The sequence below is a fragment of the Allgaiera indica genome, from assembly GCF_900106675.1.
GTDB classification, from domain to species: Bacteria; Pseudomonadota; Alphaproteobacteria; order Rhodobacterales; family Rhodobacteraceae; genus Acidimangrovimonas; species Acidimangrovimonas indica.
The window spans coordinates 1-25166 of sequence record NZ_FNOB01000030.1; the positions used below are offsets into that span (position 1 = coordinate 1).

25 protein-coding genes and 2 pseudogenes are annotated in these 25166 nt (G+C 65.5%); 3 read left to right on the forward strand and 24 right to left on the reverse strand.

The features are described from left to right. Window positions 1-83 (forward strand): annotated as a pseudogene (locus BLV97_RS20930) (IS5/IS1182 family transposase); the annotation flags it as partial. A gap of 15 nt (window positions 84-98) precedes the next feature. On the opposite strand, the pseudogene BLV97_RS18315 reads toward BLV97_RS20930, so the two are convergent. Next, a pseudogene (locus BLV97_RS18315) lies at window positions 99-221 on the reverse strand (transposase); the annotation flags it as partial. 404 nt (window positions 222-625) lie between these two features. Here BLV97_RS18315 and BLV97_RS18320 point away from each other — a divergent pair. Then, window positions 626-1435, forward strand: a complete 810-nt coding sequence (locus BLV97_RS18320; RefSeq protein ID WP_092164183.1) for a division plane positioning ATPase MipZ — start codon at window positions 626-628, stop codon at window positions 1433-1435. A 346-nt stretch (window positions 1436-1781) separates the two neighbouring features. Then, the gene (gene galE / locus BLV97_RS18325; protein WP_092164184.1) at window positions 1782-2801 is read left to right on the forward strand and encodes a UDP-glucose 4-epimerase GalE; all 1020 of its coding nucleotides are present in this window, start codon (window positions 1782-1784) and stop codon (window positions 2799-2801) included. On the opposite strand, the gene kynA is transcribed toward galE, so the two are convergent. The 23 genes from kynA to BLV97_RS18440 all read right to left on the reverse strand — a co-directional run bounded on the left by kynA (window position 2798) and on the right by BLV97_RS18440 (window position 25157). Continuing rightward, window positions 2798-3634, reverse strand: a complete 837-nt coding sequence (gene kynA / locus BLV97_RS18330) for a tryptophan 2,3-dioxygenase (protein ID WP_035839372.1) — start codon at window positions 3632-3634, stop codon at window positions 2798-2800. The two genes, galE and kynA, sit on opposite strands and share 4 nt — an antisense overlap. Further along, window positions 3631-5250, reverse strand: a complete 1620-nt coding sequence (locus BLV97_RS18335) for an AMP-binding protein (RefSeq protein WP_092164185.1) — start codon at window positions 5248-5250, stop codon at window positions 3631-3633. Before BLV97_RS18335 ends, kynA begins: the two co-directional genes overlap by 4 nt. Window positions 5251-5262: 12 nt before the next feature. Then, complete coding sequence (locus tag BLV97_RS18340) at window positions 5263-5664, reverse strand: RidA family protein (protein ID WP_035839367.1); 402 nt, start codon at window positions 5662-5664, stop codon at window positions 5263-5265. Then, on the reverse strand, window positions 5661-6806 hold the full coding sequence (locus BLV97_RS18345; RefSeq protein WP_035839365.1) for an acyl-CoA dehydrogenase family protein: 1146 nt from the start codon (window positions 6804-6806) through the stop codon (window positions 5661-5663). Before BLV97_RS18345 ends, BLV97_RS18340 begins: the two co-directional genes overlap by 4 nt. Window positions 6807-6910: 104 nt before the next feature. After that, window positions 6911-7723, reverse strand: coding sequence for an enoyl-CoA hydratase family protein (locus BLV97_RS18350; RefSeq protein ID WP_035839363.1), 813 nt, complete (start codon window positions 7721-7723; stop codon window positions 6911-6913). After that, complete coding sequence (locus BLV97_RS18355) at window positions 7720-8154, reverse strand: MarR family winged helix-turn-helix transcriptional regulator (protein WP_035839361.1); 435 nt, start codon at window positions 8152-8154, stop codon at window positions 7720-7722. Before BLV97_RS18355 ends, BLV97_RS18350 begins: the two co-directional genes overlap by 4 nt. Beyond that, the gene (locus BLV97_RS18360) at window positions 8151-8873 is read right to left on the reverse strand and encodes an SDR family NAD(P)-dependent oxidoreductase (RefSeq protein WP_035839358.1); all 723 of its coding nucleotides are present in this window, start codon (window positions 8871-8873) and stop codon (window positions 8151-8153) included. The genes BLV97_RS18355 and BLV97_RS18360 overlap by 4 nt, the downstream gene beginning before the upstream one ends. Then, window positions 8873-11155 (reverse strand): bifunctional salicylyl-CoA 5-hydroxylase/oxidoreductase, encoded by a 2283-nt coding sequence (locus tag BLV97_RS18365; protein ID WP_035839356.1) that lies wholly within the window; start codon window positions 11153-11155, stop codon window positions 8873-8875. The genes BLV97_RS18360 and BLV97_RS18365 overlap by 1 nt, the downstream gene beginning before the upstream one ends. An 86-nt stretch (window positions 11156-11241) precedes the next feature. Continuing rightward, window positions 11242-11688: an SRPBCC family protein gene (locus BLV97_RS18370; RefSeq protein ID WP_035839353.1), complete on the reverse strand. Its 447-nt coding sequence runs from the start codon at window positions 11686-11688 to the stop codon at window positions 11242-11244. Window positions 11689-11838: 150 nt separating this feature from the next. Then, window positions 11839-12630 carry an amino acid ABC transporter ATP-binding protein gene (locus BLV97_RS18375; protein ID WP_035839351.1) on the reverse strand — a complete coding sequence of 264 codons (792 nt, stop codon included), beginning with the start codon at window positions 12628-12630 and terminating at the stop codon, window positions 11839-11841. Between the two features lie 9 nt (window positions 12631-12639). Beyond that, window positions 12640-13944, reverse strand: coding sequence for an amino acid ABC transporter permease (locus BLV97_RS18380; protein WP_092164186.1), 1305 nt, complete (start codon window positions 13942-13944; stop codon window positions 12640-12642). 1 nt (window position 13945) lies between these two features. Beyond that, on the reverse strand, window positions 13946-15199 hold the full coding sequence (locus BLV97_RS18385; protein WP_035839342.1) for an amino acid ABC transporter permease: 1254 nt from the start codon (window positions 15197-15199) through the stop codon (window positions 13946-13948). A gap of 140 nt (window positions 15200-15339) precedes the next feature. Beyond that, window positions 15340-16356, reverse strand: a complete 1017-nt coding sequence (locus BLV97_RS18390; RefSeq protein WP_035839339.1) for an amino acid ABC transporter substrate-binding protein — start codon at window positions 16354-16356, stop codon at window positions 15340-15342. 216 nt (window positions 16357-16572) lie between these two features. Then, window positions 16573-17289 carry an ATP12 family chaperone protein gene (locus tag BLV97_RS18395; protein ID WP_035839336.1) on the reverse strand — a complete coding sequence of 239 codons (717 nt, stop codon included), beginning with the start codon at window positions 17287-17289 and terminating at the stop codon, window positions 16573-16575. Continuing rightward, window positions 17289-17960: an HAD-IA family hydrolase gene (locus BLV97_RS18400; RefSeq protein ID WP_035839333.1), complete on the reverse strand. Its 672-nt coding sequence runs from the start codon at window positions 17958-17960 to the stop codon at window positions 17289-17291. Before BLV97_RS18400 ends, BLV97_RS18395 begins: the two co-directional genes overlap by 1 nt. Then, window positions 17957-19003, reverse strand: coding sequence for an RluA family pseudouridine synthase (locus BLV97_RS18405; protein ID WP_035839330.1), 1047 nt, complete (start codon window positions 19001-19003; stop codon window positions 17957-17959). Before BLV97_RS18405 ends, BLV97_RS18400 begins: the two co-directional genes overlap by 4 nt. Continuing rightward, entirely contained in the window at window positions 19000-19383 is a 384-nt protein-coding gene (gene crcB, locus BLV97_RS18410) for a fluoride efflux transporter CrcB (RefSeq protein ID WP_035839328.1), read from the reverse strand. Before crcB ends, BLV97_RS18405 begins: the two co-directional genes overlap by 4 nt. Window positions 19384-19415: 32 nt before the next feature. After that, the gene (locus tag BLV97_RS18415; RefSeq protein ID WP_035839325.1) at window positions 19416-20732 is read right to left on the reverse strand and encodes a replication-associated recombination protein A; all 1317 of its coding nucleotides are present in this window, start codon (window positions 20730-20732) and stop codon (window positions 19416-19418) included. An 88-nt stretch (window positions 20733-20820) separates the two neighbouring features. Then, window positions 20821-22200 (reverse strand): Do family serine endopeptidase, encoded by a 1380-nt coding sequence (locus BLV97_RS18420; protein ID WP_035839323.1) that lies wholly within the window; start codon window positions 22198-22200, stop codon window positions 20821-20823. A 113-nt stretch (window positions 22201-22313) separates the two neighbouring features. Beyond that, complete coding sequence (locus BLV97_RS18425; RefSeq protein WP_035839320.1) at window positions 22314-22904, reverse strand: acyl-homoserine-lactone synthase; 591 nt, start codon at window positions 22902-22904, stop codon at window positions 22314-22316. Window positions 22905-22960: 56 nt separating this feature from the next. Beyond that, window positions 22961-23572 carry a helix-turn-helix transcriptional regulator gene (locus BLV97_RS18430; RefSeq protein WP_035839317.1) on the reverse strand — a complete coding sequence of 204 codons (612 nt, stop codon included), beginning with the start codon at window positions 23570-23572 and terminating at the stop codon, window positions 22961-22963. A 378-nt stretch (window positions 23573-23950) separates the two neighbouring features. Next, window positions 23951-24370: a 50S ribosomal protein L17 gene (rplQ, locus tag BLV97_RS18435; RefSeq protein ID WP_035839315.1), complete on the reverse strand. Its 420-nt coding sequence runs from the start codon at window positions 24368-24370 to the stop codon at window positions 23951-23953. A gap of 160 nt (window positions 24371-24530) precedes the next feature. Next, window positions 24531-25157 (reverse strand): hypothetical protein, encoded by a 627-nt coding sequence (locus tag BLV97_RS18440; protein WP_035839313.1) that lies wholly within the window; start codon window positions 25155-25157, stop codon window positions 24531-24533. Window positions 25158-25166: the final 9 nt, after the last annotated feature.

The following is a 25166-nucleotide window of genomic DNA, read 5'->3' on the forward strand; positions in this document are numbered from 1 at the left end:
GTGTCGCAACACGATACGATAGATGTCCGAAGGTCTTCCTCTCAGCCATCGCCCTTGCCGCAACTGTCATCTATTGGCTATGAGTCCTCACCCTAGGCTTCAGGCGCATCGCGCCACCTTAACCCATTGCGGTTGATGAAGATAATCCCGCTCAAAACCCGCCTGTCATCGACCCGAGGCTGACCATGCGACTTCGGAAAGTAGGGTTTCAGACGGGCCATCTGGTTTGGCGGGAAAACAGTCCCCCAGACTGTTTTCTTATCCGCCGCACTCAGTCAGCCAGAAAGGATCAGACATGTTCGCCGCTCCTTTTTCGGAGCCATGAATCACGCGGTACGCCGGAAATCAATGCATCCTGACCCTAAGGCAGGTCCCACAGCACGGAATGCGTCAGCCGCAGGGCGCGCGCCTTTTCATTTCGGTCCGGCGCCACCGAATTGCAGGCCGGCGCCGCCCGATGCGTGCCCTTCGCGCGACGCCCGTCCGAAATTGCGTTCGCCCCTTGCGCGGCCTGCTTTCAATGGCTAGGCGCTCAACATATAGTGGACGCGCGCGCGATAGCCGCGCCATTCAGACCGGGGAACCACCTCGGCGGCACTTCGAAACCAGGGTCAGGGACGGAAACGTGGCGCATATCATCGTTGTCGGAAACGAGAAGGGCGGGTCGGGAAAGTCCACCACCTGCATGCATGTCGCCACCGCACTTAGCCGCATGGGGCACCGGGTCGGCGCGCTCGACCTGGACCTGCGCCAGCGCAGCTTTGGCCGCTATGTCGAGAACCGCCGCGCCTTTGCCGCGCGCGAGGGGCTGGACCTGCCGACCCCCGATTACCGCGACCTGCCCGAAATCGACCGCGCCAAGATCGGCCCGAACGAGAACGTCTATGACCACCGCCTGTCCGCCGCTGTCTCGGCGCTGGAGGCGCAGTCGGATTTCATCCTGATCGACTGCCCCGGCTCTCACACCCGGCTTAGCCAGGTGGCGCATTCGCTGGCCGACACGCTGATCACGCCGCTGAACGACAGCTTCATCGATTTCGACCTGCTGGCGCGTACGGAGCAGCAGACCGGCAAGGTGCTGGGCCCCTCGATCTATTCCGAAATGGTGTGGAGCGCGCGGCAACTGCGCGCCCAGGCCGGGCTGAAGCCGATCGACTGGATCGTGCTGCGCAACCGCCTTGGCGCGCAACAGATGCACAACAAGAAGAAGGTCGGAAAGGCGCTGGACGAATTGTCGCGCCGCATCGGTTTTCGTGTTGCGCCCGGCTTTTCCGAACGCGTGATCTTCCGCGAACTCTTTCCCCGCGGGCTGACGCTTCTGGATCTGCGCGACGTCGGGGTCGAAAACCTGAACCTGTCGAACATCGCCGCGCGCCAGGAAGTGCGCGACCTGATCGCCGAACTCAGGCTTCCGGGCGTGACGGTAGACTTTTGAACGGCGTCTGTGCGCGGCGGCGCCGCAACGGCAGCGGTCGACCCATCGCGCGCAGCCGCAGACTGAAACGGCAATCCTCTGCTTCGGTCTTGCGTCCGAACAACGCCACCAGGCACCACACCAATTTCATCTGCCTTTTCCTCCGGCACTGAATTCCCTTCGACAGCCAGGTTGGCGAGGAAACCGGGCTGAAATGCGGCATCACGGCGCCGTGAGCCGGGCGCTTCCCCGAAAATCCGCGACAGATTGTTTCCCGTGCCATCGCGATTTCACCCTTTCGAGGCGCGCCGCTGGAACGCGACGAGCGATCACGCTACACCGGATCCGGGCAGACAGGGGATGACCGATGCGGAAGACGATCTTGCTGACGGGCGGCGCGGGCTACATCGGCTCACACACCTATGTGGCGCTGGTGCAGGCGGGCTATGAGGTCGTCATCCTGGACAATTTCTCGAACGCGCGCGCGGATGTGCCCGACCGGCTGGAGGTGATTACCGGCGCCCCCGTCACGGTGCACCGCGCCGATGTGCTGGACAAGCAGGCCGTCGCCGCCGTCTTCGCCGCGCACAAGATCGATGCGGTGGTGCATTTCGCCGCGCGCAAGGCGGTGGGCGAAAGCCAAACCATCCCGCTGGAATATATCGAGACCAATTGCACCGGCCTGGTGAACCTGTTGATGACGATGCGCGACGCGGGCGTGTTTCGCATCGTCTTTTCTTCCTCGGCCACCGTCTATGCCGAGACCGAGGACTGGCCGATCCCCGAAGAGGCCGAACTTGGCTATGCCTCGACCTATGCGCTGACCAAGCTGATGGGCGAGCAGATCATCCGCCAGGTGGCGGGCTCGGATGCGCGCTGGCGCCATGGGATCCTGCGCTATTTCAACCCCGCGGGGGCCCATGAAAGCGCGCTGATCGGTGAGGACCCCCGGGACATTCCCAACAATCTGATGCCCTATATCGCCAAGGTCGCGGTGGGCGAATTGCCGACGCTTAATGTCTTCGGCGATGATTACCCCACACCCGACGGCACCGGGGTGCGTGACTACATCCATGTGATGGATCTGGCCGAGGGCCATGTGAAATCGCTGGACGCGCTGATGGCGGGGGCGGAAAGCCACATCGTCAATCTGGGCACCGGCAAGGGATATTCGGTGCTGGATATGCTGGCCTCCTATTCGAAGGCCTGCGGGCGCGATCTGCCCTATCGGGTGACCGAACGGCGCGCCGGCGATCTGGCCTGCTACTTCGGCGACCCGGCCAAGGCCAAGGCGTTGCTCGGCTTCCAGGCGCGGCGCGATCTGGACGACATGTGCCGCAGCAGCTGGGCCTGGATTTCACGCCGATCGAACATGCGTGGCGCCTAGAGCACCGTGCGCAGGTGCCAGAGTTCGGGGAACAGCTCGACCTCCAGCATCCGGCGCAGATAGCTGGCGCCGCCGGTGCCGCCGGTGCCGCGCTTCATGCCGATCACCCGTTCGACCGTGGTGACATGGTTGAAACGCCAGCGCCGGAAGTAATCCTCAAAATCCACCAGCTTCTCGGCCAGATCGTAATAGGGCCAATGCGCCCTCGGATCGCGGTAGACCTGGGCCCAGGCCGCCTGCACGCCCTCATCCTCTTGCCAGGACGCGGCGGGATCGCGTGCCAGCACTGCCTGCGGCACCGCCAGCCCGCCGCGCGCCAGCGCCGCCACCGCCGCCGCGTAAAGCGAGGGACGGGTCAGCTCTGTCTCCAGCAGCGCGGCGATCTCGGGGTGGTGGGCATGGGGGCGGATCATCGCCGGGTTGCGGTTGCCGACCATGAATTCGATCAGCCGGTACTGCCATGACTGGAACCCCGACGACTGCCCCAGCGCCGCGCGGAAGGTGGTGTAGTCCGCGGGCGTCATGGTGCGCAGCACATCCCAGGCGCTGTTCAATTGCTCGAAGATCCGCGACACCCGCGCCAAGGTCTTGAAGGCCTGCGCGAAATCGTCCCCCCCGATCGCCGCGCGCGCCGCGCCGATCTCGTGGATTGCCAGCCGCATCCACAACTCCGATGTCTGATGCTGGATGATGAACAGCATTTCGTCATGGGCGTCCGAAAGCGGTTTCTGCGCCCCCAGCACGCGGTCGAGCTGCAGGTAATCGCCGTAGGACATGCGTCCGTCAAAATCCATGCGGGCGCCTTCGTTGGCGGGATCGTAGGGGTCGCTCATGCAGGTTCTCGCAGTCGGAAACGCTGGATCTTGCCGGTCTCGGTCTTCGGCAGGACGCGGGTGAAGACGATCCGCCGCGGATATTTGTAAGGCGCGATCACCGCCTTCACATGGTCTTGCAAACGCCTCGTGGTCATCTCGTCCGCCGCCACCCCTTCGGCCAGAACCACATGCGCCTCGACAATCTGGCCTCTGTCGTCGTCGGGCGCGCCGACAACCGCGCATTCCAGCACATCGTCATGCGCCAGCAGCGCGGCCTCGACCTCTGGCCCGGCGATATTGTAGCCCGCGCTGACGATCATGTCGTCCGACCGCGCGGCGAAGTGAAAATAGCCCTCTTCGTCCTGATAGAAACTGTCGCCGGTCAGGTTCCAGCCGTTCAGGACATAGTCCTTCTGCCGCGTTTCCGACAGATAGCGGCAGCCCGTCGGGCCGCGCACCGCCAGCCGGCCGACCTCGCCACGCGGCAGTTCGCGGCCCTCGGCGTCGACCACCTTGGCCTCGTATCCGTCCACCGGCCGGCCGGTGCAGGCAGGGCGGTGGTCGTCGAAGCGGTTGGTGATGAAGATATGCAGCAACTCGGTCGAGCCGATGCCATCGAGCATCGGCTTGCCGGTCTTTTGGCGCCATTCCTCATAGACCGGCGCGGGCAGCGTTTCGCCCGCCGAGACCGCCGCGCGCAGCGACGACAGATCCGCCCCCTCGTCCATCGCCCGCAGCATCACCCGATAGGCGGTGGGCGCGGTGAAACAGACGGTCGCGCGGTATTTCTGGATGATCTCGATCATGTTGGGCGGGCTTGCGGCCTCCAGAAGCGCCGCCGCCGCCCCGAACCGCAGCGGAAAGACCGCCAGCCCCCCCAGCCCGAAGGTAAAGGCCAGGGGCGGCGAGCCCACGAAGATATCCTCGGGCACCACGCCCAGGACCTCCTTCGCGTAGCCATCCGCGATGATCAGCAGGTCGCGGTGGAAATGCATCGTGGCCTTGGGATCCCCGGTCGTGCCCGATGTGAAGGCCAAGAGCGCCACGTCGTCGCGGCCGGTCCGCACCGCCTGATAGGTCACCGGCTTGTCCAGCGCGATCCGGTCAAGCTCGGCATCGTGGTTGGCGGTGCCGTCGAAGCCCACGACAATGCGCAGATGATCCGAGGTCTTGGCGCAGGCGACCAGTTCCTCCATCAGCCGGGTGTCACACAGGGCATGGCTGACCTCGGCCTTGTCGACGATTTTCGTCAACTCGCCCGCGCGCAGCAGCGGCATGGAATTGATCGCCACCGCCCCCACCTTCATCACCGCCAGCCAGCAAGCCACCATCGCCGGGTTGTTGGCCGAACGCAGCAGCACCCGGTTGCCCGGTTTCACCCCGTAATCCTCGACCAGCGCATGGGCGATGCGGTTCGACCAATCGGCCAGTTCCTTGTAGGTGCGCCGCCGACCGTTGCCGATCAGTGCGGTGTGGTCTCCAAACCCCTTCTCGACCATGCGGTCGGTCAGTTCGACCCCGGCGTTGACATGCTCGGGATAGTCGAAGCCGGCCAGCCGGATCTCCGGCCATTCCCCCGCCGGCGGCAGCCGGTCGCGGGTGAAGGTATCCTGATGTGCGGTCGGTCCAAGCATATCCTCTCTCCCTCAGGGCCGCGGCACCACGGCCGTCGCCTCGATCTCCACCTTGGCGCGGTCCTCGACCAGCGCCCCCACCTGCACCAGCGCCATCGCCGGGAAATGCCGGCCGATGACCTCGCGGTAGACCGCGCCAACTTCGGTTAGCCGGGCAAGGTATTCGCGCTTGTCGGTGACGTACCAGGTCAGCCGCACCAGATGCTCGGGCGCCGCGCCGCCCTCGGCCAGCACGGCGACGATGTTGCGAAGGCATTGCGCGACCTGTCCCACGAAATCGTCTGTCTCGAACTCCTGATCCCCGTTCCAGCCGATCAGCCCGCCGCAAAAGATCATCCGCCCCTCGGCGGCGATGCCGTTGGCATAGCCTTTGGCGGGCTTCCAGTTGCGGGGGTTCAGGATCTCGTGGCTCATGCGTCCGCCCCCTGAAGGGCGGCGCGCGCGATGATCACACGCTGCACGTCACTTGCCCCCTCGTAGATGCGCAGCGCCCGGATCTCGCGGTAGAGGCTTTCCACCGCAAACCCCTTGCGCACCCCGTCGCCGCCATGCAGCTGCACCGCGGCATCGATCACCTCTTGCGCGGCCTCGGTCGCATAAAGCTTGGCCATCGCCGCCTCGCGGCTGACGCGGGCCGCGCCCATGTCCTTCACCCAGGCCGCGCGATAGATCAGCAGCGCCGCCGCATCGACCTTCAGCACCATGTCGGCGACATGCCCCTGAACCAGCTGCAGATCGGCCAGGCAGCCGCCGCCCGCCCGCGGCAGCCGCACCCGCGCCAGCGCCTCGTCCATCGCCCGGCGCGCAAAGCCCAGCGCCGCCGCTCCCACCGTCGCGCGAAAGACATCGAGCACCGACATCGCCACCTTGAACCCGGCGCCCGGCGCCCCGATCCGGGCGCTCTCGGGCAGTTCCACATTCGTCATGCGCAGATGCGCCAGCGGATGCGGCGCCACCACCTCGATGCGCTCGACCACCTCCAGCCCAGCGCTGTCCGCCGGCATCAGGAAGGCTGAAAGCCCCTTCGACCCCGGCCCCTCGCCGGTGCGCGCGAAGACGACGTAGAGATCCGCGATGCCGCCGTTCGAGATATAGGTCTTCTCACCGTTCAGCACCCAGCCGCCCTGCACGGCCTCGGCCGTGGTCGCGGTATTGGCCACGTCCGACCCGGCCCCCGGCTCGGTCAGCGCGAAGGCCGAAATCGCCCGCCCGGCGCGCGTCTTCTCCAGCCAGGCGCGCTGTTCGGGGCTGCCAAAGAGGCTTACCGCCCCCATCCCCAGCCCCTGCATGGCAAAGGCGAAATCCGCCAGCCCGTCATGCCGCGCCAGCGTCTCGCGGATCAAGCACAGAGCACGCACATCCAGCCGTTCATCCGCACCCGCGCCGGAATGCCTCAGCCAGCCGCCCGCGCCCAGCGCCGCCACCAGCCCCCGGCAGGCCGCATCCACATCGCCGTGATCCACCGGCAGATGCCGCGCGCACCATTCCTCCAACTCCTCGGCCAGCGCGCGATGCCGATCCTCGAAAAAGGGCCATTCCAGAAACGACCGATCCAAACCCTCTTCCTTTCATCTTGGTCCAAATACTCTCGGGGCGTCCGAGGGGCAGACAGCCCCTCGGTCGGGGGGCGCGGGGGGCCGAGGCCCCCCGCCGCCGCCCCTCAATCGCCCCCGAACACCGGCTGTTCCTTGGCGACAAACGCCCGGTAGGCCCGCTCGAAATCGCGCGTCTGCATGCAGATCGCCTGCGCCTGCGCCTCGGCCTCGATCGCCTGATCCAGCCCCATGTTCCATTCCTGGGCAAGCTGCGTCTTGGTGATCCCATGCGCGAAGGTCGGCCCCGCCGCGATCCGCGCCGCCAGCGCCATCGCCGCCGCCTCCAGCGCCTCCGCCGGATGCAGCGCGTTGTAGAAACCCCAGGCCGCGCCCTCGTCGGCGCTCATCGACCGCCCGGTATACAGCAGCTCCGCCGCCCGCCCCTGTCCGATGATCCGCGGCAGCATCGCACAGGCCCCCATGTCGCAGCCTGCAAGCCCCACCCGGGTGAACAGGAACGCCGTCTTCGCAGCCGGGGCCGCCAGCCGCAGATCGGACGCCATGGCGATGATCGCCCCCGCCCCCACGCAGATCCCATCGACCGCCGAGATCACCGGCTTGCCGCAATGGATCATCGCCTTGACCAGATCCCCGGTCATTCGCGTGAAGGCCAACAGATCCTTCATCTCCATGCCCACCAGCGGCCCGATGATCTCATGCACGTCGCCGCCCGAACAGAAATTCCCCCCATTCGAGGCAAACACCACCACATCGACATCCTCGGCATAGGTCAGCGCGCGGAAGGTGTCGCGCAGCTCGGCATAGCTTTGAAACGTCAGCGGGTTCTTGCGCTGGGGGCGGTTCAGCCGGATCACCGCGATCCGCTGCTTCACCTCCCACAGGAAATGCTTCGGGGAAAACCCCGCCATCGTGGTCATTCGCGCGCTCCCATGCGTTTCAATATCTCGGTCAGGGCGTCCAGATCGGCCTCGGACAGGCCCGAAAACAGACGATCCACCTCGGCCTCGTGGCCCGCTGCCTGGGTCTCGAAAGCTGCCTGGCCGGCGGGCGTCAGCGCCACCTTGACGGTGCGCCGGTCCGTCGCCACCGGCTGGCGCCGCACCAGTCCGTCCTTTTCCAGCCGGTCCACCACAGCGGTCGCATTGCCGTTCGACACCAGAAGCATCCGGCTGAGTTCGGACATCGTCACCCCCTCGCGCCGCCTGTAAAGCGCGGCCATCACGTCGAAACGCGGCAGCGTCGTCTCATGGTTGCGGCGCAGGTAATCGCGCAGATGCGCCTCGGCCCCGCGGGTGACGCCCAGAAGCCGGATCCAGGCCTTCAGCCGGCGTTTCGAGAGGTTGCTCACAATTCGCCCCCCGAGACCGTCAGCGCGTGCCCGTTCACCATCGCCGCCCCGGGCGAGGCCAGATAGAGCACGGAAGAGGCCACCTCTTCGGGGGTGATCAGTCGGTTCACGGGGTTGTTGGAACACAGCATCGCCACGGCCTCCTCGCGCGCGACGCCCAGACGCGACATCAGCCCCTCGGCCGCGCGCGCTGCCATGGGCGTGTCGACGAAACCGGGGCAGACCGCGTTGCAGGTGATGCCCTTCTTCGCCACCTCCTTCGCGACCGAACGCACCAGCCCCAGCACCCCGTGCTTGGCGGCGGCATAGGCCGCGATGTTAGAGCCCCCCTGCAGGCTGGCGGTGGAACCGATCGCAATCAGCCGCCCCCCCGGCCCCATCAAGGGCAGCGCCGCCCGGAAGGTCAGGAACACCCCCGTCAGCGTGACCGCCAGCGTGCGGTTCCAGTCCTCCAGCGTGGTGTCGGCCAGCTTCGCCGCATTCCCGGCTCCCGCATTGGCGACGACCACGTCGTAAGGCCGGTCGAACAGCGCGCCAACCTGCGCCTCGTCGCTGATATCCGCCACGCGGCAGGTCATGCCGCGCCCGCCGTCGGTCTCGGCCAGCGCCTCGGCATTGCGTCCGCAGATCGTGACCGCATCGCCCGTCGCCGCGAAATCGCGCGCCACCGCGCGCCCGATGCCCGATCCGCCGCCGGTGACCAGAACCCGCCGCGCCATCAGACCCGCTCCATCTCGCGGGCCCGTTCGGCCAGCCGCCGGGCCTGATCGCGCCCGGCCAGATAGGGCAGCGGCCAGCCACCCGCCTCGTCGCCCAGCGCAAGGCCCGCGTGCAGCGTCCAATAGGGATCGGCCAGATGCGGACGCGCCAGACAGACCAGATCCGCCCGCCCCGCCATCAGGATCGAATTCACATGGTCGGGTTCGGTGATGTTGCCGACCGCCATGGTGGCGATGCCCGCCTCGTTGCGGATCCGGTCCGAGAACGGCGTCTGGAACATCCGGCCATAGACCGGCCGCGCCTCGGTCGAGGTCTGGCCGGCCGAGACATCGATGATATCGGCGCCGGCCTCGGTGAAGGCGCGGGCGATCTGGACGGCTTCCTCGGGTGTCACCCCCTCGTCGCCGACCCAGTCATTGGCCGAGATCCGCACCGACATGGGCCTCGCCGCCGGCCAGGCCGCGCGCATCGCGTGGAACACCTCCAGCGGGTAGCGCATCCTGTTTTCCAGGCTGCCGCCATAGCTATCCGAACGAACATTCGATTTTGGCGAGATGAAGGAGGAGATCAGATAACCATGCGCGGCGTGCAGTTCGATCATGTCAAAGCCGGCGCGCGCGGCCATCTCTGTCGCGGCGACGAATTCGGCCTTGATCCGGTCCATGTCGGCGCGATCCATCTCTTTCGGCGCGGCATGGGCGGGCGACCAGGCCAAGGCCGAGGCGCTGAACGTCGGCCAATTGCCGGCCTTCAGCGGCGCGTCCATCTCTTCCCATCCCAGCTGGGTCGAGCCCTTGCGGCCGGAATGGCCGATCTGGCAGCAGATCTTCGCCTCGGTCTCGGCATGGACGAAATCGACAAGCCGCCGCCAAGCGGCCTCATGCTGCGGCGCGTAAAGGCCGGGGCAGCCCTGGGTGATGCGGCCCTCGGGGCTGGTGCAGGTCATCTCGGTATAAACAAGGCCCGCCCCGCCCTTGGCGCGCTCGGCGTAATGGACGAAATGCCAATCGGTCGGGCAGCCATCGACGGCCTTGTATTGCGCCATGGGCGAGACGACGACGCGGTTCTTCAGCCGCATGTCGCGCAGCTGGAACGGCGCGAACATCGGCACATGGCCCGCATTGCCGCCCGCGCGCGCCTGAAACCAGTCCTCGGCCTCGCGCAGCCAGGCGCCGTCGCGCAGGCGCAGGTTCTCATGGCTGATGCGCTGACTGCGGGTCAGCAGCGAATAGTTGAACTGCACCGGATCGAGATCGAGGTAACGCTCGACCTCCTCGAACCATTCGGTGGAATTGCGCGCCGCCGATTGCAGCCGCAGCACATCGAGGCGCCGGTCTTCCTGATAGCGGCGGAAGGCGGTTTCCATATCCGAACCATCGTTCAGGAAGTTGGCCAGCGCGATCGCGCTTTCCAGCCCCAGCTTGGTCCCCGACCCGATCGAGAAATGCGCCGTCGCCGAGGCATCGCCCAGCAGTACCACGTTCTTCCAGTGCCAGGTTTCGCACAGAACGCGGGGGAAATTCAGCCAGGCCGAGCCGCGGATGTGGTTGGCGTTCGACATCAGCGCATGGCCGCCCAGATATTTTGCGAATATCCGTTCTAGAACTGCTGCGTTCTCTTCCTTGCTCATCTCGCCGAAGCCGAAGGCGTCGAAGGTTTCAGGCGCACACTCGACGATGAAGGTCGCGGTCGCGGCGTCGAACTGGTAGGCGTGCGCCCAGATCCAGCCGTGCGCGGTCTTCTCGAAGATGAAGGTGAAGGCATCGCCGAATTTCTGACGGGTGCCCAGCCAGACAAACTTGTTGCGTCGCAGGTCGATCTCGGGTCGGAAATGCTTGGCCAGCGCGGTGCGGACGCCGCTGTTCAGCCCGTCCGCCGCAACCACAAGATCATACTCCGCCATTGCCTCCCCAACCGGCGGCGCCGGGGTTTCAAAGCGCAAATCCACGCCCAGATCGCGCGCCCGGGTCTGCAGGTCCATAAGCAATTGCTTGCGCCCGATGCCGCAAAAGCCATGCCCCGAAGACATGGTGCGATGCCCGGCATGGATCACCGCGATATCGTCCCAATAGGCGAAATGCGATCGGACCTGCGCCTCGCTCTCAGCGTCGTTCGCGGCCATGTTGGTCAGGGTCTCGTCCGACAGCACAATCCCCCAGCCGAAGGTGTCGTCGGCGCGGTTGCGTTCGACCACGGTGACGTCGTGGCCCGGATCGCGCCGCTTCATGCTGATCGCGAAATAGAGGCCCGCCGGACCCCCACCGATAACCAGAATCTTCATCGCCTGTCTCCCGCCGCCAACATGCGAAACATGCCAGCCGCGCGAAACTGCTTCAAGTTTAAAATTTTAAACCCGAACCAATCCGGTCACTCGGCCTGGGCGAATTCCGCCTCCAGCCGCTCGAAGAACTGCCCGGTCAGCTTTTTCGCGGTTGAGTTGATCAGCCGGGACCCAAGCTGCGCGATCTTGCCCGAGATGTTGACGCGCACCTCGTAGCTGAGTTCGGTCCCCTCGGGCACCTCCTTCAGCGTCACGTCGGCCGAGCCCTTGGCCGAACCCGCCACCCCGCCCGAGCCTTCGCCGGCCAGGGTCAGGCTTTCGGGTTCCCTGACGTCCTCATAGGTCACCTTGCCCTTGAACGAGGCCTTCACCGGGCCGATCTTCAGCGTGATCTTGGCGTCCAGCTCGGTGTCCGAGACGCGCTCGATCTCCTCGCAGCCGGGGATGCAGCGCTTGAGCACGTCCGGGTCGTTGATCGCGGCCCAAACCTCCGAGCGGGGGGCTGCGATCACCTGGGTGTTCTGAAGGTCCATGGCATTCTCCGATGTTGTCCCCTCAACCTGTCGCTTTCGCGGCCCCTGTCAAGCGGCGGCAGACGCGGCAGCGCTGCCCCGAGGCAACGACGGCGTGAGCGGCGCCCGACGGCGCCGCCCTGCCCTTCGGAAACCGCCGCCCGGGCCCGCTTAGTGCCCCAGGATCTGGCTGAGGAACAGCTTGGTGCGGTCGGATTGCGGGTTGTTGAAGAATTCCTCGGGCTCGTTCTGCTCGACGATCTGGCCCTGATCCATGAAGATAACCCGGTTCGCCACCTGCCGCGCAAAGCCCATCTCGTGGGTGACGCAAAGCATGGTCATGCCTTCCTCGGCCAGCGCGATCATGGTGTCGAGAACCTCCTTGATCATCTCGGGATCGAGCGCCGAGGTGGGTTCGTCGAACAGCATGATGCGCGGCTTCATGCACAGCGACCGGGCGATCGCCACGCGCTGCTGCTGCCCTCCCGAAAGCTGCCCGGGGTATTTGTGCGCCTGCTCGGGGATCTTCACCTTTTCCAGGAAATGCATCGCGGTTTCCACCGCTTCACGGCGCGGCGTCTTGCGCACCCAGATCGGCGCCAGGGTGCAGTTCTCCAGGATCGTCAGGTGCGGGAACAGGTTGAAATGCTGGAACACCATGCCGACCTCGGAGCGCACCTTGTCGATGTTCTTCAGGTCATTGGTCAGTTCGATCCCGTCCACCACGATCTGGCCGGCCTGATGCTCCTCCAGCCGGTTGATGCAGCGGATCAACGTGGATTTGCCCGAGCCCGACGGCCCGGCGATGACGATGCGTTCGCCCTTGTGCACCGTCAGGTCGATGTCGCGCAGCACATGGAAGGCCCCGTACCACTTGTTCATCCGGGTGATCTGGACCGCGACCTCCTCCGAGACCTTCATCTTGGAGCGGTCGACTTCACGGTCGGTGACGAGTTCTGACATTGGACCCTCCTAGCGATGGTCGGTCTGGAGCTTGCGCTCGAGATACATGGAATATTTCGACATGCCGTAGCAGAAGACGAAGAACAGCGCGCCGACGAAGATATAAAGCTCCCAATAGATGCCGTTCCATTCGGAAGTGGCGCGGATCGCATTGATGAAGCCAATCGGATCGAGCAGCCCGATGAACACCACCAGCGTCGTGTCCTTGAACAGCCCGATGAAGGTGTTGACGATGCCGGGGATCGAGATCTTCAGCGCCTGCGGCATGATGATCAGCCGCTGCGCCTTCCAGTAGTCGAGGCCCAGCGCATCCGCGGCTTCGTACTGGCCGCGCGGCAGGGCCGCCAGGCCACCGCGGATCACCTCGGCCATATAGGCGGCGGCGAACAGGGTGACCATGATGACGACGCGCAGGATCAGGTCGAAATTGGTGCCAGGCGGCAGGAAGTAGTTCAACAGCAGCGACGCGGTGAACAGCAGCGTAATCAGCGGCACGCCGCGGATGAATTCGATGAAGCCCACCGATACGGTGCGGATGAAGAACATGTTCGACTGCCGCCCCAGCGCCAGCAGAACCCCCAGCGGCAGCGACAGCGTGATCCCCGAGATGCCGATGATGATCGACAGAAGGAAGCCGCCGACATCACGCGACTGCACGGTTTGCAGCGCAATCGGGAACACCGCGCTGAGACCCTCATCCACGGGGCCCGCGGCAAAGAACCACCACAAGCAGGCCGCGACAAAGCCCGCCGCTGCCGCCATAACCGCCGATTTCTCGGCCAGCAGGCGAAAGGCGATCCCGCCGACCACGAAGCCAAGCAGCGCCGCCACGGGAAACCACAGCGAACCGCCCCAGATCAGCCAGAAGCCCGCGAAGGGATAAAGCGCCGAGAACCACAGCAGCTTGCGCGGCACCTGGCTGAACAGGATCGGCGCGATCGCCAGCAGCATCCCGACCAGCGCCAGATTGGCGCGCCAGTAGCCGTTTTCGGGATAAAAGCCGTAAAGTAGCTGGTTCCAGCGCTCGTGGATCACCGCGAAGCAGGCGCCATCGGCATTGGGGCCGAAATCGTTATGGATGATCTTGCGACACTCGCTTAGCGATCCCGCGTTCCACACGGTATGGCCGAACCAGGGCGCTATCCCGGCCAGAAGCGTCAGGATGACGTAAAGCGAGACCAACGTCAGCAAAGAGTTGAACCAGCCCGAGAACAGGTTCTCTCGCGCCCAGCGCAGCGGCCCGATCTGGGAACTGGGCGGCGCCTTGGCCTCCAGCATTTCGGTCCGGACATAGTGAAGGGGTTGCTCGGCCATCTCAACGCTCCTTCAGCTTGACGCTGCGGTTGTAAAGATTCATCACCGAAGAGATGCTCAGGCTGATCACCAGGTAGATGCCCATCATCAGAAGCATCGCCTCCAGCTCGCGTCCGGTCTGGTTCAGGGTGATGCCGCCCAGAGTGGCACGCAGATCCATGTACCCCACGGCGATCGCCAGGGAGGTGTTCTTGGTGATGTTGAGGTATTCCGAGATCATCGGCGGGATGATCACCCGCAGCGCTTGCGGCAGGATCACCAGGTTCATCGTCTGCCCGGGCTTGAGCCCAAGCGCCAGCGAAGCCTCGGTCTGCCCGCGCGAGATCGCCAGGATGCCGGCGCGGACGATTTCGGCGATGAAGGCGCCGGTATAGATCGACAGCGCCGCCCACAGCGCGATCAGCGAGTTGCGAGCATGGACGCCGCCGCGGAAGTTGAAGCCCTTGAGTTCCGGATAGCCCAGATGGAACCCCAGCGCGACCAGCAAGATCACGATCGGCGCGATCAGGATGAGGGCGCTTTTCCACCAGGTCACCGGGCGGATCCCGGAGGCATTCTGCACCTTCTCGGCGTTGCGCTGCAGGCGCTTGTAGCCAAGGATGCTAAGCACCATGACCGCGATGATCGCCAGAAGGTCGGTCGAGACCAGGAAGATCCCCAGGTCGATGTTGCCAAGGCTGCGCGCGAACAGCGGTTCGGGGATATAGACGCCCCGGTTGGTGACCGCGACGCTGTCGAAGAACCACATATGCGCCGAGGGGTCGGCGCCGCGGAACGCGCTTGGCGCGGGGGCGGCTTCGGTCATCACCGCGAAGATCACCAGGATCCAGATCAGCAGCGGGATGTTGCGGAACGACTCGACGTAGATCGCCATCAGCTTCGCGACGACCCAGTTCTTCGACAACCGCAGCACGCCGGCGATCACGCCCAGCACAGTCGCCGCGACGCAGGAGATGAAGGCGATGAACAGCGTGTTGAGCAGCCCCACCAGCATGGCCCGGCCATGGGTGTCGTCGCTGTTGTAGGCGATGAAGCGCTGGTTGATGTCATAGCCCGCGCGCGACCACAGGAAGGTATAGCTGAAATCCTTGCCCAGCACATGCAGGTTGTAGATCGTGTTGTTGATAAGCCATGTCGCGCCGGCCATCAGCAGAAACATGAACACAACCTGGATGGTCAGCGACCGATACCGGGTGTCGTAAATGAGCATGCTCAACCGAAAGCTGTCTTTCGGCGGCGTCGTTATGTCGGCCATGTCGGAAGATCCCCCTGAAACCACCGCATTCTGGTTTTCATGTGCCCGGCAGCCAAGTCCCGGGTCGGGTGCGGTTGGTCAGCCTGTTCGCTAGCTAAAGGAGGGGCGCGCCACGGCGCGCCCCTCCAAGTGTCTGCCTATTAGCGGAACGGCGGCGAATACTGCAACCCGCCGTGGGTCCACAGCGCGTTCAGGCCGCGGGCCAGCCCGATCGGGGTCGATTCGCCCAGATTCGCGGCGAAGATCTCGCCGTAGTTGCCGTTCGCGGCGATCGCGCGCTTGGCCCAGGCGTCGTCAAGCCCCAGCATCTTGCCCAGCCCGCCGTCGGTGCCGAGGATGCGGTTGATCTCGGGGTTGTTGGTACCCTTCGACAGTTCCTCGATATTGGCGGAGGTGATGCCCAGATCTTCGGCCTCGACCAATGCGTTCGAAACCCAGCGCACCACGTCGGCCCACTGATCGTCGCCCTGGCGCACCAGCGGCCCCAGCGGCTCTTTCGAGATCACCTCGGGCAGAACCACATAATCGTCCGGCTTGGCGAAGGTCGCGCGGGTGGCGGCCAGACCCGAACGGTCGGTGGTGTAGACGTCGCAGGCGCCGGCCAGGAATTGCTGCTGGGCCTCGGCGTTGGTCTCGATCGGGACCGGCTCGTACTTCATGTTATTGGCCTTGAAGTAGTCGGCCAAGTTCAGCTCGGTCGTGGTGCCGGTCTGGATGCAGACGGTGGCGCCATCAAGCTCCTTCGCGGAGGACACGCCAAGCGACTTCGGAACCATGAAGCCCTGGCCATCATAGTAGTTGATCCCGACGAAGGTGAACTTCAGGTCGACATCGCGCGAGAAGGTCCAGGTGGTGTTGCGCGCCAGCATGTCCACCTCGCCCGAGGCAAGCGCGGTAAAGCGGGTCTGGCCGGTGGTCGGAACGAACTTCACCTTGGTCGGGTCGCCCAGAACGGCCGCCGCGACCGCGCGGCAGTAATCGACGTCGAAGCCCTGCCAAACCCCGTTCGCGTCAGGCGCCGCAAAGCCCGCGAGGCCGGTGGTCACGCCACAGTTCAACTCGCCGCGCTGCTTGACCTCGTCCAGGGTGCCCGCGGTGGCCATGCCAGCCGCAAGGCTGGCAGCCCCCGCCACGCCAAGGATTACGGATTTCTTCATTGTTACCTCTTCCTGCTGCGCCGCTCCATAATGCGGCCTTTGATCGGCCTCTCAGCCGACATGCACTCAAGGGTTCGTGACCCTTCGTGAAAGCCAGTTTGTTCAAATTGCCAAGACGAGGTCAAGCAATCTGTCCGAAACGGACCCAATCCCATCCGCGCGCGGCAAGGCGGCCGGGTCGCATTGTCGCTTTAGTATTAACGGATTGGCGGCAGGTCAGACGCGGCGCTGCAGCATGGCGTGAAAATTTGCCGCATGATGAAAGGCCTTACGCCTGTTCTCTGTGCGCTCCATGGCCTCTTCGTCGATGCCCCAGGCCTCTTCCTGCCAGACCTCGTCGATTCGACTGACCTCCCAGAGATCGGCGATCTCGCGGTGTCCTTGGATCGCGGCCAGACCGATCACGAGCGAGCCTGAGATCGTGACCATGTCGTGAAGTGCCGTCAATTCGAACGGTGTCAGCGCGAAGACGCGCTTGCCCAGCGCGCGCAGGCTTTCGCCCGGCTGCGGCACATGCATCACCCCCGAGACGGGAACAAGCCGCGCCCCCAGCGCCTTGTCCGCCCAGTCCAGCAGCGGATCCCAGCCCGCGGCCTGGCGCGCGACCAGAGCCTCGGGGCTTTCGGCGCGGTAGCACAGAAGATCGGCATCGGCGTAATCGGCAAGCATCCGGGCGACATCGTCGAAGCGCGGGGTGACCTTGTCGATCGCGGCGTTCGCGGCGCGGGTGTAGGGCATGGTCTCGGGCTCGACGCGCTCTGCCTGGGCGTCCCATTCCGCCGCGATCGCATGGGCCAGGGCCCGCGTCGGCACCGACAACGGAGCCTTGCCGGGCGTGCGGACCGGGCGGCCATCGAGGCGCACCGCGAAGCCTTCCGGCAGGTCGGCCACGGCGGCCTCTTTCCAGAACCGTTTCGGCGCCCATTCGGCCATCACGCCCTCCAGATCCGTTCCAGCGCGTCCCCGAGCAGGGCGAAATCGTCGATCAGCACGTCAGCCCCCGCCAGCCGCTCACGCGGGTGATAGCCCCAGGTGACACCGATCGTCGCCAGCCCCGCGGCGCGGCCCATCTGCATGTCGAATTCCGTGTCCCCCACCATCACCGCGCGATGCGCCTCGACCCCGGTCTCGGCCAGCGCCGCCATCAGCATCGAGGGATGTGGCTTCGACGGGTGATCGTCGGCCACCTGAAGCGACACGAACCGCCTTCCCAGGTCATGGGCGGTCAGCAGCTTTTCCAGCCCGCGCCGGGACTTGCCGGTCGCGACCGCCAGCAAGACCTCATCGTGCGCCGAAAGCGCGTCGAGCGCCGCAAGCGCGCCCGGAAACAGCGGCGCGGCCGTCCGCCCGCTCACCCAACTGGCGCGGTAGCGGTCGACAAGGTCGCGCAGTTCGTCCTTCGTCACCTCCGGCGCGAGGGCGGCCATCGCCTGCGGCAGCGACAGGCCCACGACCGACAGCATCGTCTCGCGGTCGGGCGCGGGGCGGCCCAGCATGTTGAAGGCGGCGCGCATCGAGGCCACGATTTCATGCTGGCTGTCCACCAGTGTTCCGTCGACATCGAAGACGACAAGGCGCAGATCGGTGGACGGAACCGCGGTCATTCTTCCTCCGCGAAGGGGTCGGCGGGGACGTCGTTCTCATGCCAGCCGAGCGTCTTCCAGGTGCGCTTCATGTGGTCGGGCAGCGGCGCGGTGAAGGTCATCTGCCGCTTGGTGATCGGATGGGTGATGGTCAGCGAGCGGGCATGGAGATGCAGCTTGCGGCTGATCTCGCCGCCCAGCTGGGCGCCCCAGCCGTCGCCCAGGTTTTCTTGCCCCGAGCCTCCGTATTTGCCGTCGCCGACGATCGGGTGGCCGATCTCGGCCATATGGGCGCGCAGCTGATGCGTGCGCCCGGTGATCGGCACCAGCGCCATCCAGGCCGCCCGCGTGGCCAGCGCGTCAAGCACCGCGTAATCGGTGGTGGCGCGCTTGGCGCCCTCGGTCGCGGCGACCTGATCGGGCATCACGCAACGCATCTTTTCGCCCTCGCCGCCGCGACCCCGGCCCGGCGCCTTCACCAGACCGTAGCGGATGGTGCCCATCTTCGGGTGCGGCACGCCGGCGACAGCGGCCCAGTAGATCTTGCGCGTATCGCGGTGGCGGAAGGCCTCGGACAGCGCCCGGGCGATGCGCGGCGCACGCGCCAGCAGCAGCACGCCCGAGGTGTCCTTGTCCAGCCGGTGCACCAGCGCGGGTTTCTCGGAGCGGCCGAATTTCAGCGCCTCGGCCAGCCCATCGACATGGCGGTTGCCTTGGCCGCTGCCGCCCTGGCTGGGCAGGCCCGGGGGCTTGTTCAGCACGATGATATGGTCGTCGCGGTAAAGCACCGCGGCCTGGATCATCCCGGCGTCCGCGTCGCTGACGCCGGCCGCCTTCGCGGGTTTGGGCGCATCGGCACCGGGCAGCGGCGGCACGCGCACGCTTTGCCCCGGGGCGACGCGGGCATTGGCCTTCACCCGGCCGCCATCCACCCGCACCTGGCCCGTGCGGCACATCTTTTCCACCTGGCCCTGCGTGATCTGCGGAAACCGCCGCTTCAGCCATCGGTCAAGCCGCTGCTCGCCCTCGTCGGCTGAAACCGTCAGCTGTTTGACCTCGCTCATGCCGTCAGCATCCCCCGCATGATCACCACGCCGCCCATCAGCGCGATCAGCGACAGCACGAGCGAAAGCATGATATAGGTGATCGCCAGCTCATAGCGCCCGGTGTCGATCAGCCGCCATGATTCCAGCGAGAACGACGAGAAGGTGGTGAAGCCGCCCAGTACCCCGGTGGCGAGGAAGGCGTTCCAATGGGTCAGCCCCTTCTGGCCTAGGAACACCACCAACGCCCCCATCAGGAAGGAGCCGATGATATTCGCCGCCAGAACGCCCAGCGGGATCGGGCTGTTGTGGATGTTGTGGCCGATCGCCACCCCCAGCAGATAGCGGCCCGAAGCCCCGATCGCGCCACCCAGGGCGACCTGTAAAACCGTCGTCAACATATAGGCGCTTCCCTTGCCTGTGCGCGCGGGCCTCAGCCGCCCTGCCGCTTCGCGCGAAGCTTGGCGAAATACTCGACTCGCTTCTTCAACTCGCGTTCATAGCCCCTTTCGGGCGGGGCGTAAAACACAGGGCGCTTCATGCCCTCGGGGAAGTAGTTCTGCCCCGAAAAGCCATCCTCGGCGTCGTGATCATAGGCATAGCCCGCACCATAGCCCTGATCCTGCATCATCCCCGTCGGCGCGTTCAGGATGTGCTTGGGCGGCATCTGCGATCCGGTTTTCTGCGCCGCCGCCCGCGCCGCCTTGTAGGCCATGTAGCCCGCATTCGATTTCGGCGCGAGCGCCAGGTAGATCACCGCCTGCGCCAGCGCCAACTCGCCCTCCGGGCTGCCGAGGCGTTCATAAAGTTCCCAGGCGTGCAGGCAATGGGTCTGCGCCTGCGGATCGGCCAGCCCGATGTCCTCTACCGCCATGCGGGTGATGCGGCGCGCCAGATAGCGCGGATCCTCGCCGCCCTCCAGCATCCGCCCGAACCAATAGAGCGCCGCGTCCGGGTCGGACCCCCGCACCGATTTGTGCAGCGCCGAGATCAGGTTGTAATGCTCGTCGCCGGACTTGTCGTATTTCGCCGCGCGCCGCATCAGCCGCTGCGCCAGCGCGGCACGGTCGAGCGGCTTGGCGACCTTCCAGGCCGTCACCTGCTCGATCAGGTTCAAAAGCGCGCGCCCGTCGCCATCGGCCATTTCCAGCAGCGCGTCGCGGGCATCGCCGGTCAGCGGCAGGGCGCGGCCCAGATCCTTCTCGGCGCGCTGCGCCAGGCGTTCCAGATCGGCCAGATCCAGGCGCTCCAGCACGATGACCTGCGCGCGGCTCAGAAGGGCGGCGTTCAGCTCAAAACTGGGGTTTTCTGTGGTGGCCCCGACCAAAAGGATCGTGCCGTCCTCCATATGCGGCAGAAAGCCGTCCTGCTGGGCCTTGTTGAAACGGTGGATCTCGTCCACGAACAGCAGCGTGCTCTGGCCGTTGCGGCGCCGCAGCTTTGCCGCCTCGAACACCTTGCGCAGCTCCGGCACCCCGGTGAAGATCGCGCTGATCTGGACGAAGGTCATCTCTGTCTCGTCGGCCAGAAGCCGGGCGATGGTGGTCTTGCCCACGCCGGGCGGCCCCCACAGGATCAGCGACGACAGGCTGTGCGCGGCCAGCATCGCGCCCAGCGGCCCCTCGGGCGCAAGCACATGGTCCTGGCCGATCACCTCGGCCAGCGCGCGGGGACGCAGGCGGTCGGCCAGCGGGCGCGGGGCCTGTGGCGTGGGCTCATCCCCGGGCAGCTTGTCGAACAGGTCACTCATGCGTGCCAGATTACCCGGCCGCGCAGGGGAAGACGAGGGGGGAGGCAAGACGGGGACCCATGCGGCGCAAGCGGAAGGACGGCGGCGGCTACAGGCTGAATTGCAGGCGGATGCGCTGACCGCCGCGCACGATCAGCAGACGCCAGTAGTTGCGCATATCCTGCCCGGCGCGCCGCACGCCGGCGGGCGTATGGACCGCGCGGCCGTTGATGCCCAGGATCACATCGCCCGGCTTCAGCCCGGTCTGGCCCGAAGAGCCATGCGTCGCGGTCACCACGACCCCCTTGGCGGTTTCCGGTAGGCCCATCTCTTCGATCACCGCCGGATTGATGCGCGACAATGCCAGCCCGTCGAAGACGTTCTGATCCGAGGTGATCGTCAGCGCGTCGCGCGGCGGCGTCTCTGGTGCCGCGATCAGCGAAAGCGTGGCGGTCGCCTTGGTGCCGCGACGCAGAAAGCCCACCTGCGTTTGGGTACCGATGCCGAGGGTGGTCATCCGAAACAGCATCTCTTCGGGGCTGTCGACGGGTTCGCCGCCCACCGTCAGGATGATGTCGCCGCGCTTCAGCCCTGCCTTGGCGAAGGGGCTGGCCGGCGCAAGCCCCGATACCAGCACCCCTTCGGGACGATCCAGCCCCAGGCTGTCGGCCAGCGACGCCGTGACGGTCTGTGCCTTCACCCCCGCCCAGGGGCGCTGAAACCGCTTCGCACCCGCCTCGGCCTGCTTCAGGAATTGCGCCACCAGATTCGACGGGATCGCGAAGCCAATGCCGTTCGACCCGCCGGATCGCGTCAGGATCGACGAGTTGATCCCCACCAGCCGACCCGACATGTCGACCAGCGCGCCGCCCGAATTTCCCGGATTGATCGCCGCATCGGTCTGGATGAAATAGCCGCGCCCCCCCAGCGACACGCCCGAACGCGCCAGCCCCGAGATGATCCCGTTCGAAACCGTCTGCCCGATGCCGAACGGATTGCCGATCGCCAGCACCAGTTCGCCCACCTGGACCGTGTCGGAGTTGCGCAGCGGCAGCGAAGGCAGGCCATGCGCTCCATCAAGCTTCAGCACCGCAAGGTCCAGCCGCTTGTCCGCCAGAATCACATGCGCCCTGAATTCGCGCCGGTCGTTCAGCGCCACCCGGATCTGGGTGGCCCGGCCAACGACGTGGTAGTTCGACACCACCAGCCCGTCGGGCGACAGGATCACCCCCGAACCCAAGGAATTCTCGACCCGCGGCTGGCCGGGGCCGAGCTGGCGAAACAGCTCTCCGAAGAAGGGATCACCGGCGAAGGGGCTTTGCTGTCGCACTACCGTCTTGGCGTAGATATTGACGACCGCGGGCGTGGCCTCTTTCACGATCGGGACGAAAGACAGCGTGACCTGCGCGCGGCTGGTCGGAACCGTCGTCCCTGCCATCGCCGCCCCGCCGATCAGCAGGACGGCAAGCAAGGTTGCAAGCGCTTTCATCAGGGACCTCCCTCTTTGGCGCTGGCCTTTTGCCACCGGTTCGGCGCGATTTGAAGGGCGCGCTCGGGAACCTGGCCGCAGACACACCGCCCCTTGCCCGCACGCGCTGAGGCTCAGTGCAGTTGGGCGCTGAAATCCATCTCGACGACCTGGTTGGCGATGCCCTCGATCTCCATCACCGGGCCCATGGCCTTCATGTCGACATTCACGCGCTTCGACCAGCGCGGCCAGGTGGCCGCCAGAAGCGTCAGGCATTTGCTGGCGCCCATCTGCCGGGACGACACGCCGATTTCGGTGATCAGCCGCGCATGCACCTGACGCCGGATCGAGGCCGGCACGTCATGCGCCACGAACAGCCGCGAGCTTTCCCAGATCTCGTCCGACACCGGCGCCTCGTCGTAAAGCAGGTTCGAGGGGATCGTTTCCAGCAGGCCACGCTGCGCGTCGCGGATCATGTAGCTGTAGATCCCGCATTTGGTGGTTGTCGGGGTCAGCCGGTTACCGGCCAGGACCTGACCGTATTCGTCGTGCACCACGACCCAGCGGCTGGCCGGCGTATCGTATTGGTCGTATTCCATGCCCATCGCCTCGGGCAGGTTCCATTTGTTGTGAACGATGAACAGCTCGCGCCGCGCGCGCAGCATGTTCGCGAATAGCTCGCCATGATTGTGCAAATTGGCGAAAGATAGTGTCGTCGTCTGCATGTTAGCCTCCTGCCTGCAGCAACTAGGATACACGAAAACCGGGGGGTCGGTTCGCGTCAGATAAGTCGGCTGTCTTTTGCCCTTTGAATTGCCTCTGCCGTGGTCCTGGCCATCAGGCGGTCGCGTGCCGAGGAAATCCGCGCTTTGAGAGCGCTTTCCGAAATCCCCAGCTTGTCGGCCGCCGCCGCGTGCCGAAGCCCGCCCGCGATGCAGCGCAGGGCCTCGACCTGCGCCTTGGTCAGCTCTTCCGGAGGCTCGGTCAACACATGCAACTGGTTGACGATCGGCTCGATGAGCCCGGCCTCTTCATTGGTGTATTCCCGGTCCGCCCTGGCAAAGCTGGCGATGGTGCGCGACTTGATCGGCCCGCAGGAGATGGTCACCCCGTAGCGCAGTCCGAACTGCTCGGCCTCTCCCAGAATGCCGAAGGGATCGGGCACCCTTTCGTCGCTCCAGCGGATCCAACCGGTCGCCGAGAACCCCCATGCGACCATAGGATCGCGCAGGACGAATCCGTTTTCGGTGTAGTGATCCAGCCAGCTTTGATCATAGCCCTGGAACATCATCAGCGGCGCCGAGAACCGGATATGCAAGCCGATGGAATAGCCCATCGGAGCCATCGGCCCGAGCTTCCGTATTTGCCTGTCGATCTCTAGCTGGTTGGACATGTCTTTTTGGACAGGTTGAACGATTCTGCGTCAACCTTAGATTGGAGATTCGTCCACCGCCAGACCACCGCATGAAAGATGCGGTGGTAACGCATCTAAAGCGGCTTGTCTGCATCACGACCGCGCCGGCCATCCCGGGGCGGTCGTGATGCAGACAAGCCGCGCACGCCCAGTTTTGGGCCGGTTGCCAGGGGCGACTGAACCGATGCAGGCAGGGTTCCAGCCGACCAGGCCGCGATCAACCGGCCCTCGTCAGCGTCCAGAACCCCCGGTGCGGAAAACACGATGCAAATAGAATGGCCCGCCGCACCACGCGCGACGGGCCGAAAATAGGCCTGTGGTCCCTCATTTCATAGGGGGAACACCCCTACACGGGGCTCAGTCCTCGGCGTCGTCCTCGGCGGCGACGCGGGCCTTGTCGGCGGCGCCCTTCGCAGCGGGGTCGCGATCGACGAATTCGATAATCGCCATCGGCGCCATGTCGCCGTACCGGAAACCGGCCTTCAGGACGCGCAGATAACCGCCCTGGCGCTCCTTGTAGCGAGGGCCGAGCACCTCGAACAGTTTCGCGACATAGGCGTCCTGCTTCAGTTGCGACGCCGCCTGGCGGCGCGCATGCAGATCGCCGCGCTTGGCGAGGGTGATCAATTTTTCGACAACCGGGCGCAGTTCCTTGGCTTTCGGCAAAGTCGTCTTGATCTGCTCATGCTCGATCAACGAGCCGGCCATGTTGGCGAACAGTGCCTTGCGATGTTCGTGCGTGCGGTTAAGGCGGCGATAGCCGCGGGCGTGACGCATGTGTCTTCTCCTAGCGTTTTACTTTGTCCGGCGGTCCTTGCGTAGAGGACCGCACCCCTTGGGGCCCGAGGGCCCATCCCGTTGATGGGACGCTGCTCTGTAGACTGCGATCAGGGCCTTGTAAACCCTGTCTTTGCGGGGGCAGCAGCGCACCCGCGCGTCAGTCGCCGGACAATCGCAGCAGTCCGCCGTAGCATTCCGCCTCGATCCCCGCCCATAGCGGATTGGCCGCATATAGCGCGTCCACCTCCGCCTGGGTGAACCAGAAGGCCGGATCCTTGATGTAGTTCAGCGTCGTCGCGTTGACGCGCGCACGTGCGTCGCGCGGCGGGATCGGGATTGCGAAAGCCGCTTCCATATCCTGCGCCAGATGCTCGCAACGCAGCCAATGGGTCACGCCGTCGGCGAAGCGGGCGATTTCGTCATCCGCGCGGCGCAGGGGCTTCACAACGCCTTTGGGAACTGGCCGGAAGCGCCCCGAACACAGCACCTCGCGGTCGACGACGGCCGGGGCGCCATAGCGCTGAACCTCGAAATGCACCCGTGACAGCAACCACAGTGGCAGGCGGCGGATATTGGCGATCACCGCGCGTCCGTCCGCCGCGAAGCCGGGCACCCGCGCCGCCCTTTCGGCAAGGCTTTCATGCCAGATCACCGGCTGGTCCGGCCCGACCGGATCAAACCGCACCGCAGGGTCGGCACCGAACGCGCGCTGCAGCAGCTGTTCGGTCGCGGTGCCCGCACATTTTGGCATGTGCAGCCAGATCCAACGGTCGCTGACGATCATCGCGGGCCT

What these genes read in the sequence shown, in the direction of transcription:
- galE (WP_092164184.1), top strand. Translation starts at nt 1,782, where the DNA reads ATGCGGAAGACGATCTTGCTGACGGGCGGCGCGGGCTACATCGGCTCA.
- kynA (WP_035839372.1), bottom strand. Translation starts at nt 3,634, where the DNA reads ATGAGCGACCCCTACGATCCCGCCAACGAAGGCGCCCGCATGGATTTT.
- BLV97_RS18335 (WP_092164185.1), bottom strand. Translation starts at nt 5,250, where the DNA reads ATGCTTGGACCGACCGCACATCAGGATACCTTCACCCGCGACCGGCTG.
- BLV97_RS18340 (WP_035839367.1), bottom strand. Translation starts at nt 5,664, where the DNA reads ATGAGCCACGAGATCCTGAACCCCCGCAACTGGAAGCCCGCCAAAGGC.
- BLV97_RS18350 (WP_035839363.1), bottom strand. Translation starts at nt 7,723, where the DNA reads ATGACCACGATGGCGGGGTTTTCCCCGAAGCATTTCCTGTGGGAGGTG.
- BLV97_RS18360 (WP_035839358.1), bottom strand. Translation starts at nt 8,873, where the DNA reads ATGGCGCGGCGGGTTCTGGTCACCGGCGGCGGATCGGGCATCGGGCGC.
- BLV97_RS18365 (WP_035839356.1), bottom strand. Translation starts at nt 11,155, where the DNA reads ATGAAGATTCTGGTTATCGGTGGGGGTCCGGCGGGCCTCTATTTCGCG.
- BLV97_RS18370 (WP_035839353.1), bottom strand. Translation starts at nt 11,688, where the DNA reads ATGGACCTTCAGAACACCCAGGTGATCGCAGCCCCCCGCTCGGAGGTT.
- BLV97_RS18375 (WP_035839351.1), bottom strand. Translation starts at nt 12,630, where the DNA reads ATGTCAGAACTCGTCACCGACCGTGAAGTCGACCGCTCCAAGATGAAG.
- BLV97_RS18380 (WP_092164186.1), bottom strand. Translation starts at nt 13,944, where the DNA reads ATGGCCGAGCAACCCCTTCACTATGTCCGGACCGAAATGCTGGAGGCC.
- BLV97_RS18385 (WP_035839342.1), bottom strand. Translation starts at nt 15,199, where the DNA reads ATGGCCGACATAACGACGCCGCCGAAAGACAGCTTTCGGTTGAGCATG.
- BLV97_RS18390 (WP_035839339.1), bottom strand. Translation starts at nt 16,356, where the DNA reads ATGAAGAAATCCGTAATCCTTGGCGTGGCGGGGGCTGCCAGCCTTGCG.
- BLV97_RS18395 (WP_035839336.1), bottom strand. Translation starts at nt 17,289, where the DNA reads ATGGCCGAATGGGCGCCGAAACGGTTCTGGAAAGAGGCCGCCGTGGCC.
- BLV97_RS18400 (WP_035839333.1), bottom strand. Translation starts at nt 17,960, where the DNA reads ATGACCGCGGTTCCGTCCACCGATCTGCGCCTTGTCGTCTTCGATGTC.
- BLV97_RS18405 (WP_035839330.1), bottom strand. Translation starts at nt 19,003, where the DNA reads ATGAGCGAGGTCAAACAGCTGACGGTTTCAGCCGACGAGGGCGAGCAG.
- crcB (WP_035839328.1), bottom strand. Translation starts at nt 19,383, where the DNA reads ATGTTGACGACGGTTTTACAGGTCGCCCTGGGTGGCGCGATCGGGGCT.
- BLV97_RS18415 (WP_035839325.1), bottom strand. Translation starts at nt 20,732, where the DNA reads ATGAGTGACCTGTTCGACAAGCTGCCCGGGGATGAGCCCACGCCACAG.
- BLV97_RS18420 (WP_035839323.1), bottom strand. Translation starts at nt 22,200, where the DNA reads ATGAAAGCGCTTGCAACCTTGCTTGCCGTCCTGCTGATCGGCGGGGCG.
- BLV97_RS18425 (WP_035839320.1), bottom strand. Translation starts at nt 22,904, where the DNA reads ATGCAGACGACGACACTATCTTTCGCCAATTTGCACAATCATGGCGAG.
- BLV97_RS18430 (WP_035839317.1), bottom strand. Translation starts at nt 23,572, where the DNA reads ATGTCCAACCAGCTAGAGATCGACAGGCAAATACGGAAGCTCGGGCCG.
- rplQ (WP_035839315.1), bottom strand. Translation starts at nt 24,370, where the DNA reads ATGCGTCACGCCCGCGGCTATCGCCGCCTTAACCGCACGCACGAACAT.
- BLV97_RS18440 (WP_035839313.1), bottom strand. Translation starts at nt 25,157, where the DNA reads ATGATCGTCAGCGACCGTTGGATCTGGCTGCACATGCCAAAATGTGCG.